The sequence below is a fragment of the Algoriphagus sp. genome (assembly GCF_024305035.1).
In the GTDB taxonomy this organism is placed as follows: Bacteria; Bacteroidota; Bacteroidia; order Cytophagales; family Cyclobacteriaceae; genus Algoriphagus.
This window is the reverse complement of the sequence record NZ_JAMWZB010000013.1, coordinates 110,043-130,379: the sequence shown is the minus strand read 5'-3', so window position 1 is coordinate 130,379 and position 20,337 is coordinate 110,043. Positions and strand designations below refer to the sequence as shown.

17 protein-coding genes and 1 pseudogene are annotated in these 20,337 nt (G+C 43.6%); 9 read left to right on the top strand and 9 right to left on the bottom strand.

Annotated elements, in window-relative coordinates:
• Positions 1–103: pseudogene (locus Q0L00_RS09435) on the top strand (IS1595 family transposase); the annotation flags it as partial.
• A gap of 167 nt (positions 104–270) precedes the next feature.
• Here Q0L00_RS09435 and rho read toward each other — a convergent pair.
• From rho to Q0L00_RS09415, 4 genes are all read right to left on the bottom strand, one after another.
• Positions 271–2,061: a transcription termination factor Rho gene (gene rho / locus Q0L00_RS09430; protein ID WP_297336627.1), complete on the bottom strand. Its 1,791-nt coding sequence runs from the start codon at positions 2,059–2,061 to the stop codon at positions 271–273.
• Positions 2,062–2,268: 207 nt separating this feature from the next.
• On the bottom strand, positions 2,269–2,958 hold the full coding sequence (gene recO / locus Q0L00_RS09425; RefSeq protein ID WP_297336626.1) for a DNA repair protein RecO: 690 nt from the start codon (positions 2,956–2,958) through the stop codon (positions 2,269–2,271).
• A 26-nt stretch (positions 2,959–2,984) separates the two neighbouring features.
• Positions 2,985–3,569, bottom strand: coding sequence for a thymidine kinase (locus tag Q0L00_RS09420; protein ID WP_297336625.1), 585 nt, complete (start codon positions 3,567–3,569; stop codon positions 2,985–2,987).
• Between the two features lie 3 nt (positions 3,570–3,572).
• Positions 3,573–3,899, bottom strand: coding sequence for a 2Fe-2S iron-sulfur cluster-binding protein (locus Q0L00_RS09415; RefSeq protein WP_297336624.1), 327 nt, complete (start codon positions 3,897–3,899; stop codon positions 3,573–3,575).
• Positions 3,900–3,933: 34 nt separating this feature from the next.
• Here Q0L00_RS09415 and Q0L00_RS09410 point away from each other — a divergent pair, with 34 nt between their 5' ends.
• Positions 3,934–5,022, top strand: coding sequence for a hypothetical protein (locus tag Q0L00_RS09410; protein ID WP_297336623.1), 1,089 nt, complete (start codon positions 3,934–3,936; stop codon positions 5,020–5,022).
• A gap of 86 nt (positions 5,023–5,108) precedes the next feature.
• On the opposite strand, the gene rodA is transcribed toward Q0L00_RS09410, so the two are convergent.
• From rodA to Q0L00_RS09385, 5 genes are read right to left on the bottom strand one after another with little or no spacing between them, the layout of a single operon-like run.
• Positions 5,109–6,383 (bottom strand): rod shape-determining protein RodA, encoded by a 1,275-nt coding sequence (gene rodA, locus Q0L00_RS09405; RefSeq protein WP_297336622.1) that lies wholly within the window; start codon positions 6,381–6,383, stop codon positions 5,109–5,111.
• Entirely contained in the window at positions 6,384–8,186 is a 1,803-nt protein-coding gene (gene mrdA / locus Q0L00_RS09400) for a penicillin-binding protein 2 (RefSeq protein WP_297336621.1), read from the bottom strand.
• Positions 8,186–8,707, bottom strand: a complete 522-nt coding sequence (gene mreD, locus Q0L00_RS09395; RefSeq protein WP_297336620.1) for a rod shape-determining protein MreD — start codon at positions 8,705–8,707, stop codon at positions 8,186–8,188. The genes mrdA and mreD overlap by 1 nt, the downstream gene beginning before the upstream one ends.
• Entirely contained in the window at positions 8,697–9,536 is an 840-nt protein-coding gene (gene mreC, locus Q0L00_RS09390) for a rod shape-determining protein MreC (RefSeq protein ID WP_297336619.1), read from the bottom strand. The genes mreD and mreC overlap by 11 nt, the downstream gene beginning before the upstream one ends.
• 7 nt (positions 9,537–9,543) lie before the next feature.
• The gene (locus Q0L00_RS09385) at positions 9,544–10,572 is read right to left on the bottom strand and encodes a rod shape-determining protein (protein WP_092790482.1); all 1,029 of its coding nucleotides are present in this window, start codon (positions 10,570–10,572) and stop codon (positions 9,544–9,546) included.
• Between the two features lie 331 nt (positions 10,573–10,903).
• Here Q0L00_RS09385 and Q0L00_RS09380 point away from each other — a divergent pair, with 331 nt between their 5' ends.
• The 7 genes from Q0L00_RS09380 to Q0L00_RS09350 all read left to right on the top strand — a co-directional run bounded on the left by Q0L00_RS09380 (position 10,904) and on the right by Q0L00_RS09350 (position 20,334).
• Positions 10,904–11,377 carry a ribosome maturation factor RimP gene (locus Q0L00_RS09380; protein ID WP_297336618.1) on the top strand — a complete coding sequence of 158 codons (474 nt, stop codon included), beginning with the start codon at positions 10,904–10,906 and terminating at the stop codon, positions 11,375–11,377.
• 5 nt (positions 11,378–11,382) lie between these two features.
• Positions 11,383–12,627 (top strand): transcription termination factor NusA, encoded by a 1,245-nt coding sequence (gene nusA / locus Q0L00_RS09375; RefSeq protein WP_297336617.1) that lies wholly within the window; start codon positions 11,383–11,385, stop codon positions 12,625–12,627.
• A 62-nt stretch (positions 12,628–12,689) separates the two neighbouring features.
• Positions 12,690–15,533, top strand: coding sequence for a translation initiation factor IF-2 (gene infB / locus Q0L00_RS09370; protein ID WP_297336616.1), 2,844 nt, complete (start codon positions 12,690–12,692; stop codon positions 15,531–15,533).
• A 303-nt stretch (positions 15,534–15,836) separates the two neighbouring features.
• Positions 15,837–16,382: a hypothetical protein gene (locus tag Q0L00_RS09365; RefSeq protein ID WP_297336615.1), complete on the top strand. Its 546-nt coding sequence runs from the start codon at positions 15,837–15,839 to the stop codon at positions 16,380–16,382.
• A 251-nt stretch (positions 16,383–16,633) separates the two neighbouring features.
• Positions 16,634–17,746, top strand: coding sequence for a hypothetical protein (locus Q0L00_RS09360; protein WP_297336614.1), 1,113 nt, complete (start codon positions 16,634–16,636; stop codon positions 17,744–17,746).
• Between the two features lie 20 nt (positions 17,747–17,766).
• Positions 17,767–18,714, top strand: a complete 948-nt coding sequence (locus tag Q0L00_RS09355) for a transporter (protein ID WP_297336613.1) — start codon at positions 17,767–17,769, stop codon at positions 18,712–18,714.
• 90 nt (positions 18,715–18,804) lie between these two features.
• On the top strand, positions 18,805–20,334 hold the full coding sequence (locus tag Q0L00_RS09350) for a phosphatase PAP2 family protein (RefSeq protein ID WP_297336612.1): 1,530 nt from the start codon (positions 18,805–18,807) through the stop codon (positions 20,332–20,334).
• Positions 20,335–20,337: the final 3 nt, after the last annotated feature.

Sequence of the window (20,337 nt, the reverse complement as noted above, 5' to 3'; positions counted from 1 at the left end):
GAACTATCTCAACGAGTTCGTTTATAAACTTAACAGAAGATACTTTGGCGAAAAACTATTTGACCGATTAGTTCTCGCCTCGATTTACCCTTACGTGCAATAGACCGGATACACATAAAAATTTATTACCAAAATGTTAAAAAGAAGGTTGTGAACTGCAAAAAAAGATTTAAAAAGAACAAAAAAATATACTTGAATCGAATTTTTTCGAAAAAGAAAATCCCCGATCATATGACCGAGGATTTTATATTGGAAGTCAAAAGCTAGTGCTTATCCGTTCATGCTAATCAAAAACTCCGCATTGTCTCGGGTACCTTTCATCCGCTGAAGTAAGAATTCCATGGATTCCTGTGAGTTCATATCGCTCATGAGTTTTCTCAAAATCCAGACACGCTGCATTTCTTCTTTATCCATGAGTAGATCTTCTCTTCGGGTTCCAGAACCTAATACATCGATCGCTGGATAAATTCTACGGTTGGCCAGCTTACGATCAAGCGCAAGCTCCATATTACCGGTTCCTTTGAATTCTTCAAAGATCACTTCGTCCATTTTAGAACCTGTTTCAACCAAAGCAGTAGCGATGATAGTCAACGAACCCCCGTTCTCAACATTTCGGGCTGCACCAAAGAAACGTTTTGGCTTGTGTAAGGCATTGGCATCCACTCCACCGGAAAGTATTTTTCCAGAGCTTGGTACTACTGTGTTGTGCGCTCGGGCTAATCGGGTGATGGAATCCAACAGGATGACCACATCATGACCAACTTCCACCATTCGCTTGGCCTTTTCCAATACGATATTGGAAACCTTTACATGTCGATCTGCAGTTTCGTCAAAGGTCGAGGAAATCACTTCCGCCTTTACCGATCGGGCCATGTCAGTAACTTCTTCTGGTCGTTCATCAATGAGTAAGATCATCAGGTGAACTTCTGGGTGGTTTCTGGTGATCGCATTGGCAATCTGCTGGAGGAGTACCGTCTTTCCAGTTTTTGGTTGGGCAACGATCATACCTCTCTGCCCCTTTCCTATGGGAGCAAACAAGTCCAAAATGCGGGTAGAATATCCATCTGGCCGAGTCGATAGATTTAACCTTTCCTCTGGAAAGAGTGGAGTCAGGTATTCAAAAGGTACTCGATCTCTGATTTCATCTGTAGTTTTCCCATTAACCGTCCCAATTTTTAAGAGAGCAAAGTATTTTTCCCCTTCTTTTGGCGGACGGATAGATCCTTTGATATGATCTCCGGTTTTCAGGCCAAAGAGTTTGATTTGGCTTGGGGACACATAAATGTCATCCGGAGAAGCCAGGTAGTTGTAATCTAAGGAGCGAAGGAATCCGTACCCTTCCTGCATGATTTCGAGTACTCCTTCATTTTCGATAATTCCGTCAAATTCACGTGGACTGACGTAAGGCTTTTTAGAGCGGTTCGATGGAACCGTTTCGGCTGCCGGAGCTAAGATTTCATCTTGTGATTTGAAATTTTTTCGCTTGGGAAGCTCTATCTCCGGTTCAGGTTTGCCGGGTTTATTTTCCGAAGTATTCCCTTGAGTTTCTTCTGGTACATTTACCTCTTCAAAAATTTTCTTTCGAGGTCTAAAAGTTTTATTTTCTTCTTGGGCTTTGTCCTCTTTTTTGGGTTCTTCCTTTTTAGAAGTTGGCACCTCTTTTTGAGGTTCTTCCTTTTTAGGGACTGGATCCTCTTTTTTAGGTTTTTGCTCAGCTTTGGGGCGCTCTACCGGAGTTTGGGGCTTTTGAGGTTTTGTTTCCTCGGGAATTTCAGTGACATTTTGTCTTCTGAATTTAGGCTTGAATTCCGGTTCTTCTTTTGGAGAAGGTTTGGATTCCGGTTTTTCGGCTGGTTTTGCCTTTTCTTCAGCCGGTTGAGTTTCTGTGGCTGAAGGTTTTTTCTTGGGTAGGGCTTGCTCGGGAGTAATGGCTTGCTGATCCAAAATGGCATAGACTAATTCGTCTTTTTTCAGCGTTTTGTAGTTTTTTACGCCCAGCTCTTCGGCGATTTCCTTCAGTTCAGATAAAAGCCTGATTCTGAGTTCTTCTATGTTGTACATAAAGAGAGTATGTAATGAATGATGTTTTGAGGTAAAATGCCGTCTTTGGAATCGTGGATGATTTTCTGAGCAAAAAAGGTCTGCAGGAAAAACTCAAGTCAAAGTGGGCTGACTTGTACATTCACGGTGACGTCACAATATTAGTCCTTCCGACTGTATTTCGCAAATTTTGTACCCAATATCTGAATATTTTTAAAAAAGGTAAATTTAAATCATGAGTTGACGCAATATGGCCATGGATTTCCAAGCTTGATTACTGCCAAGTTGCTCATTATAAAACTCCAATAGATAATCCAGAAGTTTCCTCCGGATCTGCAATCCCGGCTTGTATTGGCAGTCAAAGGAATCGTTCATCAATTGCCCGAGATAGTCGAATGCCGTGCTGAATTCTTCCGGTGAAAAGGCAAGCCGTTTGCTTTCATCAATATATTCCTGAGGATCATCAGGTCCAAAGCCCAAAAATTTGGCTTGTTCGATTAAAAATACCAGCGGAAAATGACGGTTGGAATTGGCCGATTGATCGAGGTAAAAAAGGCTGTTCTTCAGAAAATCAAAAAGATCTTCGTTCTGGTAGTTTTCATAAATGGACCGGTTGATCACCTCAGACATGAATAAGGCCAATCCGGTTCGCTCAAAATCAAAGGGAATATGCCGGAATGGCTGAGAAAGCTTAACTTCCGAAATTCGATGCAATCCTTGGTTTTCCCGGTCATAGACCACCAAATCCAAGAGGGTCATGGGTTGAAAGAGTGCCGATTTGGACTTTGCTCCCTGGGTTCTGACCCCATTGACCACATAAGATTTTAGTCCAATTTCCCGGGTGAATATCTTCACAATCACGCTACTTTCTTTGTAACGGATGCTGTTGATCACTAGGCCTTCAGTCTTTTTGAGCATGGAGAAAGGCTTTTGTGAAATTGAATTTATCGCTTGTCCTCATAGAAACACTTTCTGCATCGAGCCTCGTAGCTGTCTTTTTCACCCAGCATGACTTTTTGCTTGGAGTCGGCCAAGCGAAATGAAAATGCAGCTAAATCCCCGCATTTCATACAAATGGCATGGACTTTTGTAACATATTCAGCCACCGCCATGAGTTTGGGCATGGGTTCAAAGGGATTTCCCTCAAAATCCATATCTAGCCCTGCAAGAATTACCCGCTTGCCTTGATTGGCCAATTTTTGGGCAACTGAGACGATCTGTTCATCAAAAAACTGAACTTCATCGATTCCAACCACATCGCAATTACCACTCAGCAGAAGAATATCATCGGCAAAGTTTACTGGCGTGGAGCGAATTGAATTTTCATTATGGGAGACGACATCTTCGTCATGGTAGCGCCGGTCTACACTGGGTTTAAAAATCTCCACCTTTTGCCGGGCTATTTTTGCCCGGTTTAGCCTTCGGATTAACTCCTCGGTCTTGCCTGAAAACATCGAACCGCAAATGACCTCGATTTGACCCTTTTGGAAGGGCGTATTTTTCCGGTTGACAGAAGGTTCGATAAACATGTGTTATTCGCTATATTCTAAATGAGGAAATTTATTAATGTCGGCAACTCGGATTCGGATTTCCCCTTCTGGTAATTCACACTGACAGGACAAACGCTCGTTTAAACCCAATCGTTGAAGCTTACGAAAGTAAATCTCCCGATCGCTGGGATCGCTGAGATTTTCCTGACCGGCTACCAAGATCATTTTGCAACTGGTACACCTTCCCTTTTTGCCGCAGGCATGCATCCAATCAATATTATTTTCATGGATTAATTCAATAACTTTACGAGAAGTATCCGTAAAATTAATTGTCCGATTAAATAGGTTTTCAATGACGATTTTCGGCATTTATTCGTTTACTTTTCTAAACATCACCTAAGCAATGACAGTCCAAATTAACAGCAATTATTTAGAAAATTACGCCAAAAACTTCGCTTCCAAAGTCTGTGATCGATATTATGCAGAAAGGCAGTTTATTACAGGGCAGGATATTGTCCAGTTGACTTCTGCCGTTCAGGTCAACTTCTTTGTCATCAAGCGACTTTTCGAGCTTTGGCAAAAGGAATTGGAAAAGCTGAAAAGCAATCCATACTTCGATTATCGAGATATTGCCGTGCATGAGGCCTTGACCCAATTTATGAATGTTCTTTCCCGGCGAATAAAAGTGGAGCGGATGCATTTGGAACCTTTGGTTGCGGAGGCGGTTCAACACTCGATCCAACTGGCAACTGATCCGGTGCTATATTATCAATCTGAAATTGATCAAGCTCCCGAAAATAAAATCAATGAGTACCTTAAGGAGAACAAAAAATATTACAAATGGCATTCGTCAGCCATTTCGTTTTTAGTGGATAAGACCGGGTTTGGTCATGATCGTGCTGCCTACAAAAAAGCTATAGCCGCTAATTATCAAGCCATCAAAGAAAATCTTGAGTCGGTAAATTTGTTACTGGCCACACTCGGGGATGTATTGGCTTTTGATTTGGATGCTTATTGGGTACAAGAGCAACCAGGCTCAATTAGTCTGGTTGTTGAAAAAATGGAAAAGGAACCTGAGTCCAGCTCCTCATTTTTTGATCAAATGGGAGAAGATTCTCAAGGAATACCTAGTCCCAAACCCAACCAGGAAATCCCTTCCACACCCAGTCAAAAAGTGACTTCGACTGGCGCAAAATTGAATTCAGAAGAACTGAAGGCTCGGTATTCCATCGAATCCTATCGTGGGATGAAAGCGATACTAGGCGATCTTTCAGAAAGTTTGGCCATCAATCAACGCTTTATGTTTACCAAGGAGCTTTTTGATGGGAATGCGGACCTGTTAGGGCATGCGTTAAAATCCATCGACGATTGCAGGGATTTTGATCAAGCCATTAATTTAGTCAATGAGCGCTATGTTTCAGAATTGGACTGGGATCTACAGTCAGATGCAGTCCAGGAATTCACTCACCTGGTATACAGGAAATTTGCTTAATAGGGTCTTCTAAATTGAGTGTGAAAAGCTAGTCAACACGGAATTTGGCTAGCTTTTTTTTTGGGTTCAAAATGCCTTTAGGGGGGCTAGTTAAACCGACCCAACTGAAGGGCTCGAGAAGAATCCAACTTGATAAATACGAAAAGTAAAATCGTAAATGACCAAAGCGATGATCCCCCGTAGCTGAAAAATGGAAGCGGAATACCAACGACTGGGAAAAGCCCAACGGTCATGGCTATATTAATCATAAAGTGAAAGAGCAAAATGGAAACCACGCAGTACCCATAAACTCGGGAAAAGCGATTTTTTTGGCGCTCTGCCATCAAGACCAAGCGAACCAGCAAAGTGACAAATAGGGAAATCACGACTAAACTCCCTGTCCATCCAAATTCTTCGCCAAGGGTACAGAAAATGAAATCGGTGTGCTGCTCAGGCACAAAGTCAAATTTGGTTTGGGTTCCCTCCAGGTATCCTTTTCCAAATAGTCCTCCTGAGCCGATCGCGATTTTGGATTGGGTGACATTCCAACCTACACCCAGTGGATCCAAATTGGGATTGAATAAAACCATGATTCGGTTTTGCTGATGTTCGGGTAATTTGGACACGACATAATCAATACTGTAGCTGTATGCGATCAATCCAAGCCCAATTAGCGAAAAGGCAAGCACCTTTTGCCAAGACCTTTTTCCCAATAAAATTAAAAACAATACCATCACACCGATACCGATGGCTAGATAAAGATTATTTTCAATGCCCAAGGATAGCAGCGTCAAGGCAATAAACCCAAAGCCCAGTAAGTAATATTTCTGTGGGAAACCCTCTCGATAAAACATTAAAAGCATGGCAAAATAAACCATTGCCGTACCTGTATCGGGCTGGAGGAGAATAAAGACGACTGGTAGGAGCAAGACACCAAAAGCAGTTAGCTGATGGTTTCGTTTTGTTAGGTCAAACGTAGGCCTCTCCATAATTTTCGCCAAAGCCAAAGCAGTGGCAAACTTGGCAAATTCACCAGGTTGAATTTGAATGGGACCGATTTCAAACCAAGCTCGTTGCCCATTAACTACCTTTCCAAAAATGGGGGTGATTAAAAGTAAGCACATAAATGCAATAAAAATGTAGAGGGAAAGATTTTCAAAAAACCGATAATCCGCCACCATGATCAATATGATTAAAACCACAGCAGCTCCGATTCGAACGAGCTGTTTGCCTGAATTGATGGACATATCAAACATACTTTGTGGAGCCTGACTGTCGTAAACAGCTGCATAAATATTAAACCAGCCAAAGATCACCAAAGCAAAATAAATGGTGACTACTACCCAGTCTACTCGATTGATATGTAAATCAGAATCCCTCATTTAATCTTTAAAATCTCCAGCTAACACATATTCCTCCAAAGCAGGCCGGGTAATCATTCCCCGCAGGTATTTTTCGATCATCAAGGAAGCCGTACTGGCGGCTGCCCGGCCGCCCCATCCGGCATTTTCCACATAAACTGCTATCGCAATTTTTGGATCATCTTTGGGAGCGAATGCCACAAAAACCGAGTGATCCTCTCCATGAGGGTTTTGTGCGGTTCCTGTTTTGCCGGCAATGACGATGTCTTGGATGATGGCTCTGTTGGCCGTTCCATACAAGGCTTCGGCCATAGCATCCTGAACCATGTCAAAATGATGCGCATCCACACCGACTTCATTTTTGATTCGGTATTTTTCAGGGATTTGGGTTTGATCTCCATTGATCGCTTTGATCAAGTGGGGGGAATAATAATACCCTTTATTAGCAAAAATGGCAGCTAAATTGGCCATCTGAAGGGGAGTAACCTGGAGCTCACCCTGACCTATGGATAGGGAGTAGATGGTTGAATATTTCCATCGGCCTTCCCCATAAAACTTGTCATAAAGTTTGCTCGACGGCACATCTCCTCCTAACTCCCCGGAAATATCTATTCCCAAAGAAGTCCCCAATCCAAATTTCATCACTTTTTCTCGCCAGTCATTTAGCCCGATTTCAGTATCCTTATAAGTATTCGAAGAAACTTCTCGGTTGATCATTTTTCGAAATGCCTGATGATAATAGGGGTTGCAGGAATTTCGGATTGCTCCAAATAAATTCACCGGGGAGGGGTGATTATGGCAAGCCACTAAGGATCGGTTACAAGCAAAGGTGGTTTCAGGAGTTAGAATGCCCTCTTGCAGACCGATGAGACTCTGAACGATTTTAAAAATCGACCCAGGTGGATATTTAGCCATGATGGGCCGATTGAACAAAGGTTTGGTTTCCATTTTGTTCAAGGCAGTATAGGTCTTTCCAAAATCCGCCCCAGTAAGCTGATTCGGATCATAAAAAGGGGCAGAGATCATCGAGAGGATTTCCCCGGTTTTGGGTTCGATCGCGACAACAGATCCAGTTTTGCCAGCCATCAGCTGCTCACCATAGCGCTGCAGCTCCATATCGATGGTCGAAGTAAGATTTATCCCTGCTACCGAGGCAGTATCGTATTCCCCGTCCTTGAAGGGGCCTTTATCTACTCCTCGGACGTTGACCATTTTATATTTTACCCCTTTTTTACCCCTTAATTGCTTTTCATAATACCGCTCCATCCCACTTAATCCTACATAATCCCCTTGACTGTAGTAGTTTGCTGAGTCAAGTTCAAGTTGCCGGGCATTGATCTCACCAATATACCCGAGAGCATGGGAGGCGACCGGTTGGGGATACGATCTGACCGACCGGGTCATGACAAAGAGTCCCGGATAGTCGATTAGGTAATCCTGAATCCGGGCAAAGTCGGTAGTTGAAATTTGTTTGATGAGGGGAGATGGCTTGACCCAAGAATATTTTTTTGCTGCATTGTAAGCTTCAATAAGTGCTTCTTTACTGATGTCAAAAAGCTCCAAAAACCGCGTGGTATCTCCTACTTCAAATTCCTGAGGGACCAGCATCAGGTCAAAGATCGGATTATTGTAAACCAAAAGTTTACCGTTTCGGTCGTAAATCAACCCGCGATAGGGATGGTCTACTACGCGTTGTACCGCATTCCGTTCGGCTCTTTTCATGAAACTATCGTCCACTACCTGAATGCTGAATAGTTTTATCAAAAGAATCAGCCCAATCGTAAAAATGAAAATGATGATGACTACCGGTCGTTGATCGTTCATTAAATTCTTCTCCTTCTTTTAAAGAACAGTACTTGGACGAGTATAGCCAAAAGCATGCTGAAAATGGTCGAAAAAAGACTTTTATTCAACACGCCCAGCAAACCGCCTGTTCCCCATTGATCAATACTGAAAAATAAAAAGGAATAGATAAAAAATAAAGGAAATGAATAACTGATGTACCAGCTCAAGCCCATCTCGTGTAAGTCAGGTCGACTGGTCTCATCGTACCCTCCCGTGGGACTAATGGCTTTTAGCCAGTAGGGACGAATGAAAGCTACCAGAGTAGCTGAGGCGGCGTGCATTCCGATGGTCTGGTAGAAAATATCAATGAGCAATCCAACCCAAAAAGCGACGAATAAAAGATTCATTCTATTGACGGAGATGGAAAAATCAAGAATGAACATGAGGTATAAAAAACCCATAGCCACGCCAAAAACGGCTAGGTTTTTTAAGAATAAAACCTGCACAATCAGTAGGATGATTCCTGTGAAAATAAATGTAATCAGGGATCTAATATTCATTGATTAGCTCTGCTTCTTGATAAAGGGAATCTAGCTCGGGTAATTGATTGTTTTCAACCAAATACACATAGTTGATTTTGCTGAAATCGGTACTCAGTTCCACGGTAATGTCGAGGTAATTTTGATCCGATCCTTGTTCTACTTTTTTAATTACTCCTACCCAAATGCCTTCGGGGAAAATCGCATTGTACCCTGAGGTGACCACGGTATCACCGGGCTGGGTTTTGACATGTCTTGGAACATACAGCATTTTTGCCTCCTGGGTAGTTTTTCCGTCCCAATTGATCGATCCATAGACCTCAGTGGATTTGATTTTTGAGGATACCAAAAGTCCAGTATTCAACACGGAAATAGCAACGGAGTAATTTTTTGAAACAGACTTTATTCTTCCCACTATTCCAGAGTGATTAAAGACCCCCATCCCTACTTTTACCCCATCAACTTCACCTTTGTCCAAGGTTAAATGATTTTGGGCAAATCGCAGGGTCTGTGAAATTACTCTTGCGCTGCTAAATTCATGGGCTGCCACAAAGCTACTATCCAAGGGCGGGTAGGCCATGCTATCGGTGCTTAACTGAATCTTTTCCAACCGTGAAAGCAATTCAGCATTCTGCTTTAAAAGTTCTTCATTGGCACCTGCCAAATCCAGAAATTGGGTGATGTCGGATTGGGTTTTAAGTACCGAACCGAATACCGCATTTGAGGAGTTAAAGAAGGCCGCTCCCTGAGGGGAGTTATTGGATACAATTAACCAGAATGCAACCAGTTCCAGCAATAGAAATAAAAGAAATGCCCGTAGGCTATAAAGGAATTGGAGGATGCGTAGCATTCAGGGTTTAGGTCATCAATACTGTTCTAAAATTATGTATGTTTTTCAGAGCCGTTCCAGTTCCCCTCACCACAGCTCTCAGTGGATCTTCGGCGATGTGAATCGGAAGCTTGGTCTTTTGGTGAAGACGCTTATCGAGTCCTTTTAGCAAGGCTCCTCCACCGGTGAGGTGGATGCCATTGTCGTAGATATCCGCCGAAAGCTCAGGCGGGGCAATTTCCAGCGCTTTGAGTACGGCTTCTTCAATTTTAGAAACCGATTTGTCTAAGGCAAAAGCGATTTCGGAATACGAAACCTTGATGACTTTGGGAATCCCAGTCATTAAGTCCCTCCCTCTGATTTCATAATCCTCCGGAGCATCATCCAATTCAGTCAAGGCCGAACCAATTGCAATTTTGACTTTTTCGGCAGATCGCTCACCAATGAGCAGGTTATGCTGTCTTCTCATGTAGTCAAGAATATCTTTGGTAAACGTATCTCCAGCTACCCGGATGGATTGGTCTGCTACGATTCCTGAAAGGGCAATCAAAGCAATCTCGGTGGTACCTCCCCCGATATCCACGATCATGGAACCCATGGGTTTTTCAATATCAATTCCGATACCGATCGCTGCGGCGATGGGTTCAAAAATCATGTAGACTTCTTTGGCTCCCGCATGCTCCGCTGAATCCCGCACTGCTCTTTTTTCCACTTCCGTAATCCCGGAAGGAATACAAATTACCATTCGGTGGGACTGGGGAAACATGCCCTTTTTTTGTCCAGGGATCATTTTGATCAAACCACGAATCATCTGCTCGGCAGCATAAAAGTCGGCGATAACCCCATCTTTCAGCGGCCGTATTGTTTTTATATTTTCGTGTGTTTTCTCATGCATATTCATCGCTTCCCTACCCACCGCGAGTACGCGGTTGTTGGTTTTGTCGATCGCGATGATCGAAGGCTCGTCCACCACAATTTTATCCTTATGGATAATCAAGGTGTTGGCAGTTCCTAGGTCGATGGCTATATCGCTGGAGAAAAAATCAAATAATCCCATGTTTTGATGATTGGCTTTTGTAATTGAGGTTAGCTGTTCGATAAAGAGTCCGCAAGGTACACCTTATTAAACGGGGGTCGGCAAAATTATTATCTTCGTGGCAGAATTCGGAGAGAAAGTAGATATTTTTTCCGATCAATCCGAAAGAAAATTGATCCGAGATGCCAAAATATTTTTTTAGCATTCAAGCAGTTTGGGTCCACAGGAGGCTATATTTGATAGAAGATTGAATTTCAGTACAAATTGTTTTTCGATTAAAAATATTTTACCTTTGTACCGTATTCGAAGTTTCTAGAGGGGACACCAAGTCCCCTCTTTCATTATGCATACTATGTCTGAATTGCGCGAGGTTCTTGAAGAAATGGTGTCAGGTCATCTTCCTGACCAAAGCCATTTTGTGGTAGAAGTGAAAATCTCCCTCAAAGGAGATCAAACGCTTCTGAGCATTCTCCTTGATGCGGATCAGGGAGTGACCATTGATACCTGTGCCAGAATAAGTAGGGCAGTTTCTAATGAAATTGAGGAAAAAAACCTAATTGAAAGTGCCTATCGTATCGAAGTCTCCTCTCCGGGAGTGGATTACCCGCTTTCCAGCGAAAGACAATACATCAAAAATATAGGTAGAGAGCTCAAGGTTTTGCTCCAAAATGGCCTAGAGATAAAAGGCAAACTCCTCGCCGTAGCAGAAGGGAAAATCACGCTGCTGGTCAAGAAAAAAGAGAAGGGGAAAAAAGCCACCGAAGAAGAAACTTCCCATGCGCTTGAGGATATAAAAAAATCAATTGTTCAAGTATCTTTTAAATAAATCAAATGGATGCCAAAGTCTTAATAGAGTCCTTCGCTGAATTTGCGAGATCTAAAAATGTGGATCGCCCAACCATGATCCGTATTCTGGAAGATGTTTTCCGAGCGATGATTCGCAAGAAGTTTGAAACAGACGAAAACTTCGACGTTACGATCAATGCTGACAAAGGCGATTTGGAAATTTTCCGGATTCGGGAAATCGTGGATGATAACTCCGAAGATATTTGGGATTTTGACAAAATAAGTCTCACTGATGCCCGTAAAATCGAGCCGGATTTTGAGATTGGAGAAGAAGTCTATGAAAAGATAGAACTAGAGGATTTTGGAAGACGGGCCGTTCAAATGGCACGTCAGACCTTGATTCAGCGGATCAAGGATCTTGAAAAGGACATTCTTTTCAATAAATATGAAGAGCAGGTAGGCGAAATTGTCTCCGCAGAGGTATATCAAATTTTGGGAAGAGAAATTCTACTGATTGATGGAGAAGGTAATGAATTGATCTTGCCCAAAGGGGAGCAAATACCTAAGGATAGATTTAGAAAGGGAGATACGGTGAAAGCCATCGTCCACAAAGTGGATATGATGAACGGAACACCCAAAATCATTCTATCCCGTACCAGTCCAGTTTTCCTGGAGCGCTTATTTGAAAACGAAGTGCCTGAGGTATATGATGGCTTGATTACCATCGTGAAGATTGTCCGTGAGCCTGGCGAGCGTGCCAAGGTAGCTGTCGAATCTTACGATGACCGGATTGATCCGGTGGGTGCTTGCGTAGGAATGAAAGGATCTCGAATCCACGCGGTGGTTAGAGAATTGCAAAATGAAAATATCGATGTGATTAATTTCACGGAGAATCTCGACCTCTATGTTTCCCGTGCACTCAGCCCGGCAAAGGTATCCTCCATCGCAGTCAATGAGGATACCAAGCGGATTTCAGTTTATTTGAAACCCGACCAGGTATCACTGGCCATCGGAAAGGGAGGTTTTAATATTAAATTGGCAAGCCGATTGGTTGGCTATGAGATTGATGTTTTCAGAGAATTGAACGAATACGAAGAGGAAGATGTGGATTTGGCGGAATTTGCTGATGAAATTGAAGCTTGGATTATTGAAGAATTGAAAAAAACAGGTTTGGATACCGCAAAAAGTGTTTTAGCACTTACCCGAGAGGATTTGCTGAGAAGAACCGAGCTTGAGGAGGGGACCATCGATGAGATTTTCCGAATCCTCAGACAAGAATTTGAACAGTAAGGGCTAAAAAGCCCTTAAAAATACCCAATTTTACATTAAGATTTCGAAAGAGGTTTTTGCTTATGTCAGAAGAAAAAATGATGCGATTAGGCGCTTTGGCCAGAAAACTCAACGTGGGAACGGCAACCATTGTGGAGAGTTTGGCTAAAAAGGGCTTTGAAGTGCAGGATAATCCCAATTCCAAAATCAACATGGAGCAGGTAGAAATGTTGAATAAGGAATTCAAATCCTCTGCACTTGAAAAGGAAGAGGCATCCCATTTATCCATTGGGAAGCGTCATGAGACGGTAACCCTAGAATCGGAACCCAAGCCGGAAAAAGCTCCTGAGCCCGAGCCTGCTCCTGCTCCTGCACCTACTCCTCAACCTAAGGAGGAACCCAAACCTGCTCCCCCTCCAGTGGAGGAGAAAAAAGAGGAGGTCAAGCCCACTCCCCCTCCTGCTCCGGCGGAAGTGGCTGAGAAAGTTGTGCCCGAAGCTCCCAAATTGGAAGGAATCAAAGTATTGGGAAAAATCGATCTCAACAAAAAACCTACTCCTCCTGCTCCCAAGCCTGCTGCGCCTGTGAAGGCCCAAGAACAAAAGCCATCGCAAAAACCTGCCGAACAACGAACACCTCAACCTTACAAAAGGCCTGAGCAAGCTGCACAAAAACCTCAGAAACCACAGCAGCAACCCCAAAAGCCGGCTCAAGGTCCTGTAAAACCTGCCGAGCAAAAGAAACCGGAAATCGAGAAGAGTACCACACAGGAATCTCAGTTGATTTCTGCCAAAGCAGATTCGCTCAAGGGACTTACTGTCCTTGGAAAAATCGAATTGCCAGTTGATAAAAGCAAGAAAAAAGGCGGGCCTGTTGCCTCTTCTGATGAGCGAAACCGGGACAAAAAACGTCCACGTAAGCGTATTGACAAAGGCGGTGGAGGTCCTGCAAACCGCAACCAAGGACAGCGAGGCGGTGGGCAACGTGGTCCTCAAAAGGCAAATCCAGCCAACAGGACTCAAAAAGCAGAGCCTACGCAAAAAGAAATTCAGGATCAGATTAAGCAGACACTTGCCCGACTTCAGGGAAATAAGCCCGGCGGAGGCAAGGGAAAAAGCCGTAGAGATAAAAAAGCCGACAGAGAGCGTGAAACAGATACGCCTACCGAGGATAACAGCAAAGTATTGAAAGTGACAGAATTTATTTCTGCCAATGATCTTGCGGCTTTACTTGACGTTTCTGTCAACCAGATTATTTCAACCTGCATGTCTTTGGGCATGTTTGTATCGATTAATCAGCGATTAGACGCAGAGGCGATTACCATAATAGCCGATGAATTTGGCTACGATGTTGAGTTCACCAAATCTATTGAAGACGAAATCGCCGAAGTAGAAACCGATGAGGCGGAGGATTTGGAAGAAAGAGCTCCAATCGTCACCATTATGGGTCACGTCGATCATGGAAAAACCTCTTTGTTGGATTATATCCGGATGTCAAAAGTCACCGAAGATGAAGCAGGTGGAATCACCCAGCACATCGGAGCCTATGATGTGATGACTCAGACGGGGCATAAAATTGCCTTTTTGGATACTCCAGGTCACGAAGCCTTTACGGCCATGCGTGCACGTGGTGCCAAAATCACTGATGTCGCCATTATTGTTATTGCCGCAGACGATAATATCATGCCCCAGACCAAAGAAGCGATTAATCACGCTCAAGTGGCCGGGGTGCCGATGATTTTTGCCATCAATAAGGTGGATAAACCCAATGCAAATCCACATAAAATAAAAGAGGAACTGGCCAATATGAATTTGCTGGTTGAAGAGTGGGGAGGTAAATACCAATCCCAGGATATTTCAGCCAAGACAGGCCAGGGGGTAGAGGAATTGCTTGAAAAAGTACTCCTCGAATCAGAAATTCTTGAGCTCAAAGCCAATCCGGATAAAAATGCTGTGGGTACGGTCATTGAAGCCTCACTGGATAAAGGAAGAGGATATGTGACTACCATCATGGTTCAGGCAGGAACGCTTCGAATTGGAGATATTATACTGGCCGGTCAGCATCATGGCAGAGTAAAGGCTATGTTTGATCACAAAGGTAAAAAAGTCAAAGAAGCTGGCCCATCGACTCCAGTGCAGGTGTTGGGACTAAGTGGTGCTCCTCAAGCTGGAGATACCTTCAAGGTTTACGACTCTGAGCGAGAAGCCCGGGAAATTGCCAATTCCAGAGAACAGATTCAGCGTGAGCAAAGTCTCCGTACCAAAAAGCACATCACTCTGGATGAGATCGGCAGACGCTTGGCAATCGGTAGCTTCAAGGAGTTGAACATCATTATCAAAGGGGACGTGGATGGATCGGTAGAAGCACTGTCAGATTCCTTACTCAAACTTTCCAAAGATGAGGTGAAAGTAAATATCATTCATAAAGGAGTAGGTCAGATTTCAGAATCCGATGTGCTTTTGGCCTCAGCTTCGGATGCGATCATCATCGGGTTCCAAGTAAGACCTTCTTCCAATGCCAAAAAAGTGGCCGAGCAAGAAGAAATTGAAATCCGTCATTATTCGATCATCTACGATGCGATTAATCAAATCAAGGATGCGATCGAAGGGATGCTTGAGCCTGAATTTGAGGAAGTCATCACTGGAAATATTCAGGTTCGCGAAGTCTTCAAAATTTCCAAAGTGGGAACAGTCGCAGGTTCGTATGTGACCGACGGATTTATCACACGTAAAAATAAAATCCGTGTCATCCGAGATGGTATCGTAATTCACGATGGAGAAATCGATCAGTTGAAACGATTCAAGGATGATGTCGCTGAAGTTAAAGCCGGATACGAATGTGGTATTTCGATTAAAAACTTCAATAATATCCAGGTAGACGATACCATTGAAGGATATGAAATGAAGGAGATCAAACGGAAAAAGTAAAGATTTAAATAAATTTTGAGAAAAAGGAACGGCAGAAGTCGTTCCTTTTTTAGTTTTGAGGAATGCTGGATGCCCTTTCTCTCATTTTCTTGATCCTTGCTTGGCTCAGCTTTTTGCTGCTATTGACCGGCTTGATTCGACCAGTAGTGGTTTTATGGTTTTTGGATCGAATGAATCGGTTGAAAGTGATCAAAATTTATGGCTTGTTACTTTTGATTTTTATAGGAATTTATTTTATCATTGAGTTAGTTTTCGATACTTAATTCTAAGACCTTAGGGTTTTATCCAGAAAATTTTCCTATTTTGAAAAAGGCTTTACCCATAGTGCTCCTTCTTTGCTTTATGAGCTATCATTTTGGGTATTATCTTTTTTATTTTTCCCAGAATTATCAATTGGAGACCCACTGGCAGGATCAGATTTTCTCTCAGGAGCCAACCGGATTGGAGGAGCGATTGATGGAGATTCCGTTGAGCGCTCCCTATATGGCTGATCAGGAGGATTTTCAATTAACCAATACCCGGTTTGAAAAGAATGGGAAATACTATAGGGCCATCAAGCAGCGATACCAAAGTGATACGCTACAGATCGTCTATGTACCCGATACGGCACGCCAAACCTTGGAGTCTACCGTGATGAAGTGGGTTTCTGCCTTGGCCGAACGTGAATTTCCCGGTGATACTCAAAGCCCCAACTCCTTAAAAATATTTGTAAAAGACTACTTGGAGTTAGAATTTTTGGATTTTCAGCCCATCAGCCAAGCTTTGGAATTAACACATCAAGGGTTTATTTTTTTAGCTTACAAGAGTCCTTTTTTTCAATTAGACTCTCCGCCTCCGCAGCTTAGCTAAGCTTTTCTGGGGTCAATTTCCCTGTTTCAGCTTTGGTTTGAATCAGAAAGGAGCTGCTGTTCCTACCCAAAATAGGTGGGTTCGTTTTTGACCTCTGGTATTTTCTCTCCTCTCTTTCGGATGGATTCCACCACTATCGGCATGGGGTAAGTCCTTTTCCAAGAATTGGAAAAGGTAAACCCGTCATGCTCTTTAGTTGGAATTGCATGAAGGAGAGCGAAATTTTCTCAAAACTTATACGCTAATTCAAGATGAAAAAAATACTACTAATTTTAATTCTAGGGACGGGATTATTCCTGACCCCTAATTTCTCCTTTGGTCAAGGCTGCGTGGCTATCCGGCAATTTTCCGGTGTTGGCAATGCAGTCGGGCAAGGCAATTTCCAAACGGCAGGTGACTGGAACCTAAGCCTAAATTATCGCTATTTTAGAAGTTTTCGACACTTTCGAGGAACCCATGAGGAACCCAGCCGAATCGAAAACAACACCGAAGTGATCAACTGGTCCCATGGGGTGGACTTGAATGTCAGTTATGCATTTACAAATCGATTCTATGGGTTGATTTCCTTGCCTTTTGCTTACAATGAACGATCCTCTCTGTATGAACACGGACGGGATTCCAGACACAAGACCTATTCCCAGGGATTAGCAGACCTGCGTATCGGTGCAGGATATTGGCTTTTTTCAGATAAGCCGGAACGAAAAGGAAATATGGCTCTCGGACTGGGGCTGAAGTTGCCGACCGGTGATTATGCAGCCAAAAGCACCTTCTTTAATGTGGGCCCAAATGGCAGTTCAGAAATTCGAACTGTGGATCAATCCATTCAACTGGGTGATGGAGGTCTGGGTTGGATGGTGGATACCCAAGGAATCTGGGAATTGAAGCAAGGTCTTTATGCCTATTACAGTGGGTTTTACCTATTCAATCCAAGAAATACCAATGGTACTCCTACCAATCGAAGCCGACCCAGTGAAGCGATTATGAGCGTTCCAGATCAGTTTGCGCTAAGGGCCGGTTTTTTTTATGGGATCAAACCCGTGCATGGATTGGGGTTTATCCTAGGAGGTCGGGCTGAAGGAGTGCCCGTTCGAGATCTTTTGGGCGAAAGCGAAGGGTTTCGACGTCCGGGCTATGTGATTTCTGTAGAGCCCGGAATTAGCTATATGTTGGGAAATGTCACCGCAACAGTCAATGTCCCGATTGCTTTGGTGAGAAACCGGACTCAAAGTCTGACTGATATCGCCGATAGTACCCCAACGGATGTGGTTCACGGAGACGCAGCTTTTGCGGATTATTTGGTCAATTTTTCTTTGGCCTGGAGAATACCCAGAAAAGCGCCTGAGATTTTTAATACACTCAAATGAAAAGGGTTAAACTTAGCACTATGAAAATGAAACTAGAAAATAAAATCTGGATTTCGATCTCATTCCTACTCTGTCTGCATCTCATTTCTCAGAGTGCATTTGGACAGACACCGTTGGATGAATTAATGATGCCAAAACAGGATGTGTGTATTTTAGTCAACTATGAATTTGGAAAATTCGATCAGTATTGGGAAGGAGAGGTGCTGAGGAAAAATGGTACCATTGCTACGGTGCAGCGTAGGACAGCCATGGTCATGGCTGCTTATGGGATTACCGATCAGCTGGACTTCTACTTAGGATTGCCGTATGTCCAGACCAATTCAACGATTCCCAATGGAGGCAAGTTTGCCGGAACATCTGGATTACAGGATCTTTCAACCGGGCTCAAATACCAAATTTTGGATAAACGAACTGAAAAACGTCAGGTAAGCCTACTAGCATCTGCGATGCTTTCGGTACCGGTTTCGAATTATTTATCCGATTATCAGCCCTATAGTTTGGGCTTGAAAACCCCACAGTTGGCTTGGCGACTACTGGGACATTACCAATTAGCCCGAGGATTTTATGCTCGGGCAGTAGCTGGCTATTCATGGAAAGGATATACCAAGGCTGAGCGAGAATATTATTATAACAATGGGAGTTACTTCACGCCTTGGATGGATGTGCCCAATTCGATCAATTTTGATTTATCTCTTGGAAAATGGTTCTGGCAGAATTCTTTGCGAGTAGAAGCTACACTTTCCACCCAAAGTTCAACTTCAGGTGATGATATCCGGGCATACAATGCACCACAACCAACCAATAAGGTAGATTTTACCCGATTGGGTGGATTTGCACACTATTATTTCCAAAACCTCAAAGGATTGGGAGTTTTGGGTTATTGGAATCAAGTGGTGGACGGCAGGAATATGCCTGAGATGTCCTCATGGGGGATGGGAGTCACCTACCAATTCGGAATAAAAAACTAAAAGCATGAAATGCCCATGAGAATAAATCTCACACAGTGGAATAATTATCCAGGGCATTCCATCTGACTGCTAAAAGACAATTATAAACACATGAAAAAATTACTAATATTACTCCTACTAGCAGGGATTTTTTATTCTTGCATTAGAGACCTTCCTACCGAGCTGCAATTTGAAAGCTATGCTTTTTCGTCACTGGATGAACATGGAGGAACTTGGAAACCGGTTTTGGTTCAAAGCGGGTCCACGATTGAAATTCCAACTCCTTCGCCGGTAGGCTCTGGAGAATACCAAGTGGAGCTGGAAGAGCTCAAGCAGTTACTTGCCCAGGCAAGTCAGCAGGAAAGAGCCTCAGTTCAGCGGTGGACCAATAATCCTGTAGTCAGGTGGAATGAAATTGCTTTGGAGTTGATTGCCAAGTATAATTTGATTCCGGGTCCCAATGCGGACGGAACCTACACCCTTCCCAATCCGGCAAACCCAGCAGGACCACCTGCCTTTCCATTTGCCCACCCGCCTTACGCGAGTAGGGCACTGGCTTACCTATCGGTGGCTCAATTTGATGGATTAATTACTGCATGGCATTACAAATTCACTTTCGATAGAGCCGCTCCTTACCAAGTTGATTCTTCCATTTCCCATGAATGGGTGTCCCATCCCATTCCTTCCTATCCTTCAGATGGGGCGGTGGTAGCGGCCGCATCTGTTGCTGTTTTGAAAGCAATGTTTCCCTTGGAGGCGGATTACCTTGAAAATCTTGAGAAAGATCATCTTCAAGCCTTAATGCTTTCTGGCAGCCATGTGGAAAGTGATCTGGATGCAGGGGTGATTATTGGGAAAGAAATTGCCGCTATAGCGCTACAGCGAGCAGGCAGTGATGGAATGAAAAATGCCCAAGCACCCAAGTCTGTCTCGGACTCCCTAGCCAATGCGGCATTTGAACGATTTGGATGGAAATGGGAAAACTTGGAGGTGCCTCAGCGTCCAGTTGGATTGACCCCTTTATTTGGACAGGTGACTATGTGGAATGTTCCCAACGTGGAGGTAACTCGACCCCCTGTTCCTCCTGCTCCAGGTTCTCCAGAATATTTGGAGGATGTGAGATTGCTTAAGGAATACGAGGCAAACCGAACCGTAGAACGTAGGCGAATTGCCAATTTTTGGCAGGATGGATTAGGGACCTATACCCCTCCCGGGCATTGGAATGAATTTGCTAACCGCTTTATTGTCAAGTATAGATTAAATACCCTGAAATCTGCCCGTACCCTAGCCTATCTTAACATGGCGATTATGGATGCAGGGATAAGTTGCTGGGATGCGAAATATTACTATTATTACCCACGTCCCATTCAAATGATCGATGGATTTGAAACCATCGCCGGCACACCTAATTTTCCGGCTTATACTTCAGGCCATTCTGCATTTTCAGCAGCTGGAGCAGAAGTCTTGGCTTATCTATTTCCTCAGGAGGCCAATCAGGTAAGAGGATGGGCGAAAGAAGCCGCGCAATCTAGAGTTTATGGAGGGATTCACTGGACCTTCGATGCGGATGTTGGAACTACTCAAGGAATCCAAGTGGCCCAGTATACCATTGATCAGGCAAAAAGTGATGGTGCTGACTGAAAC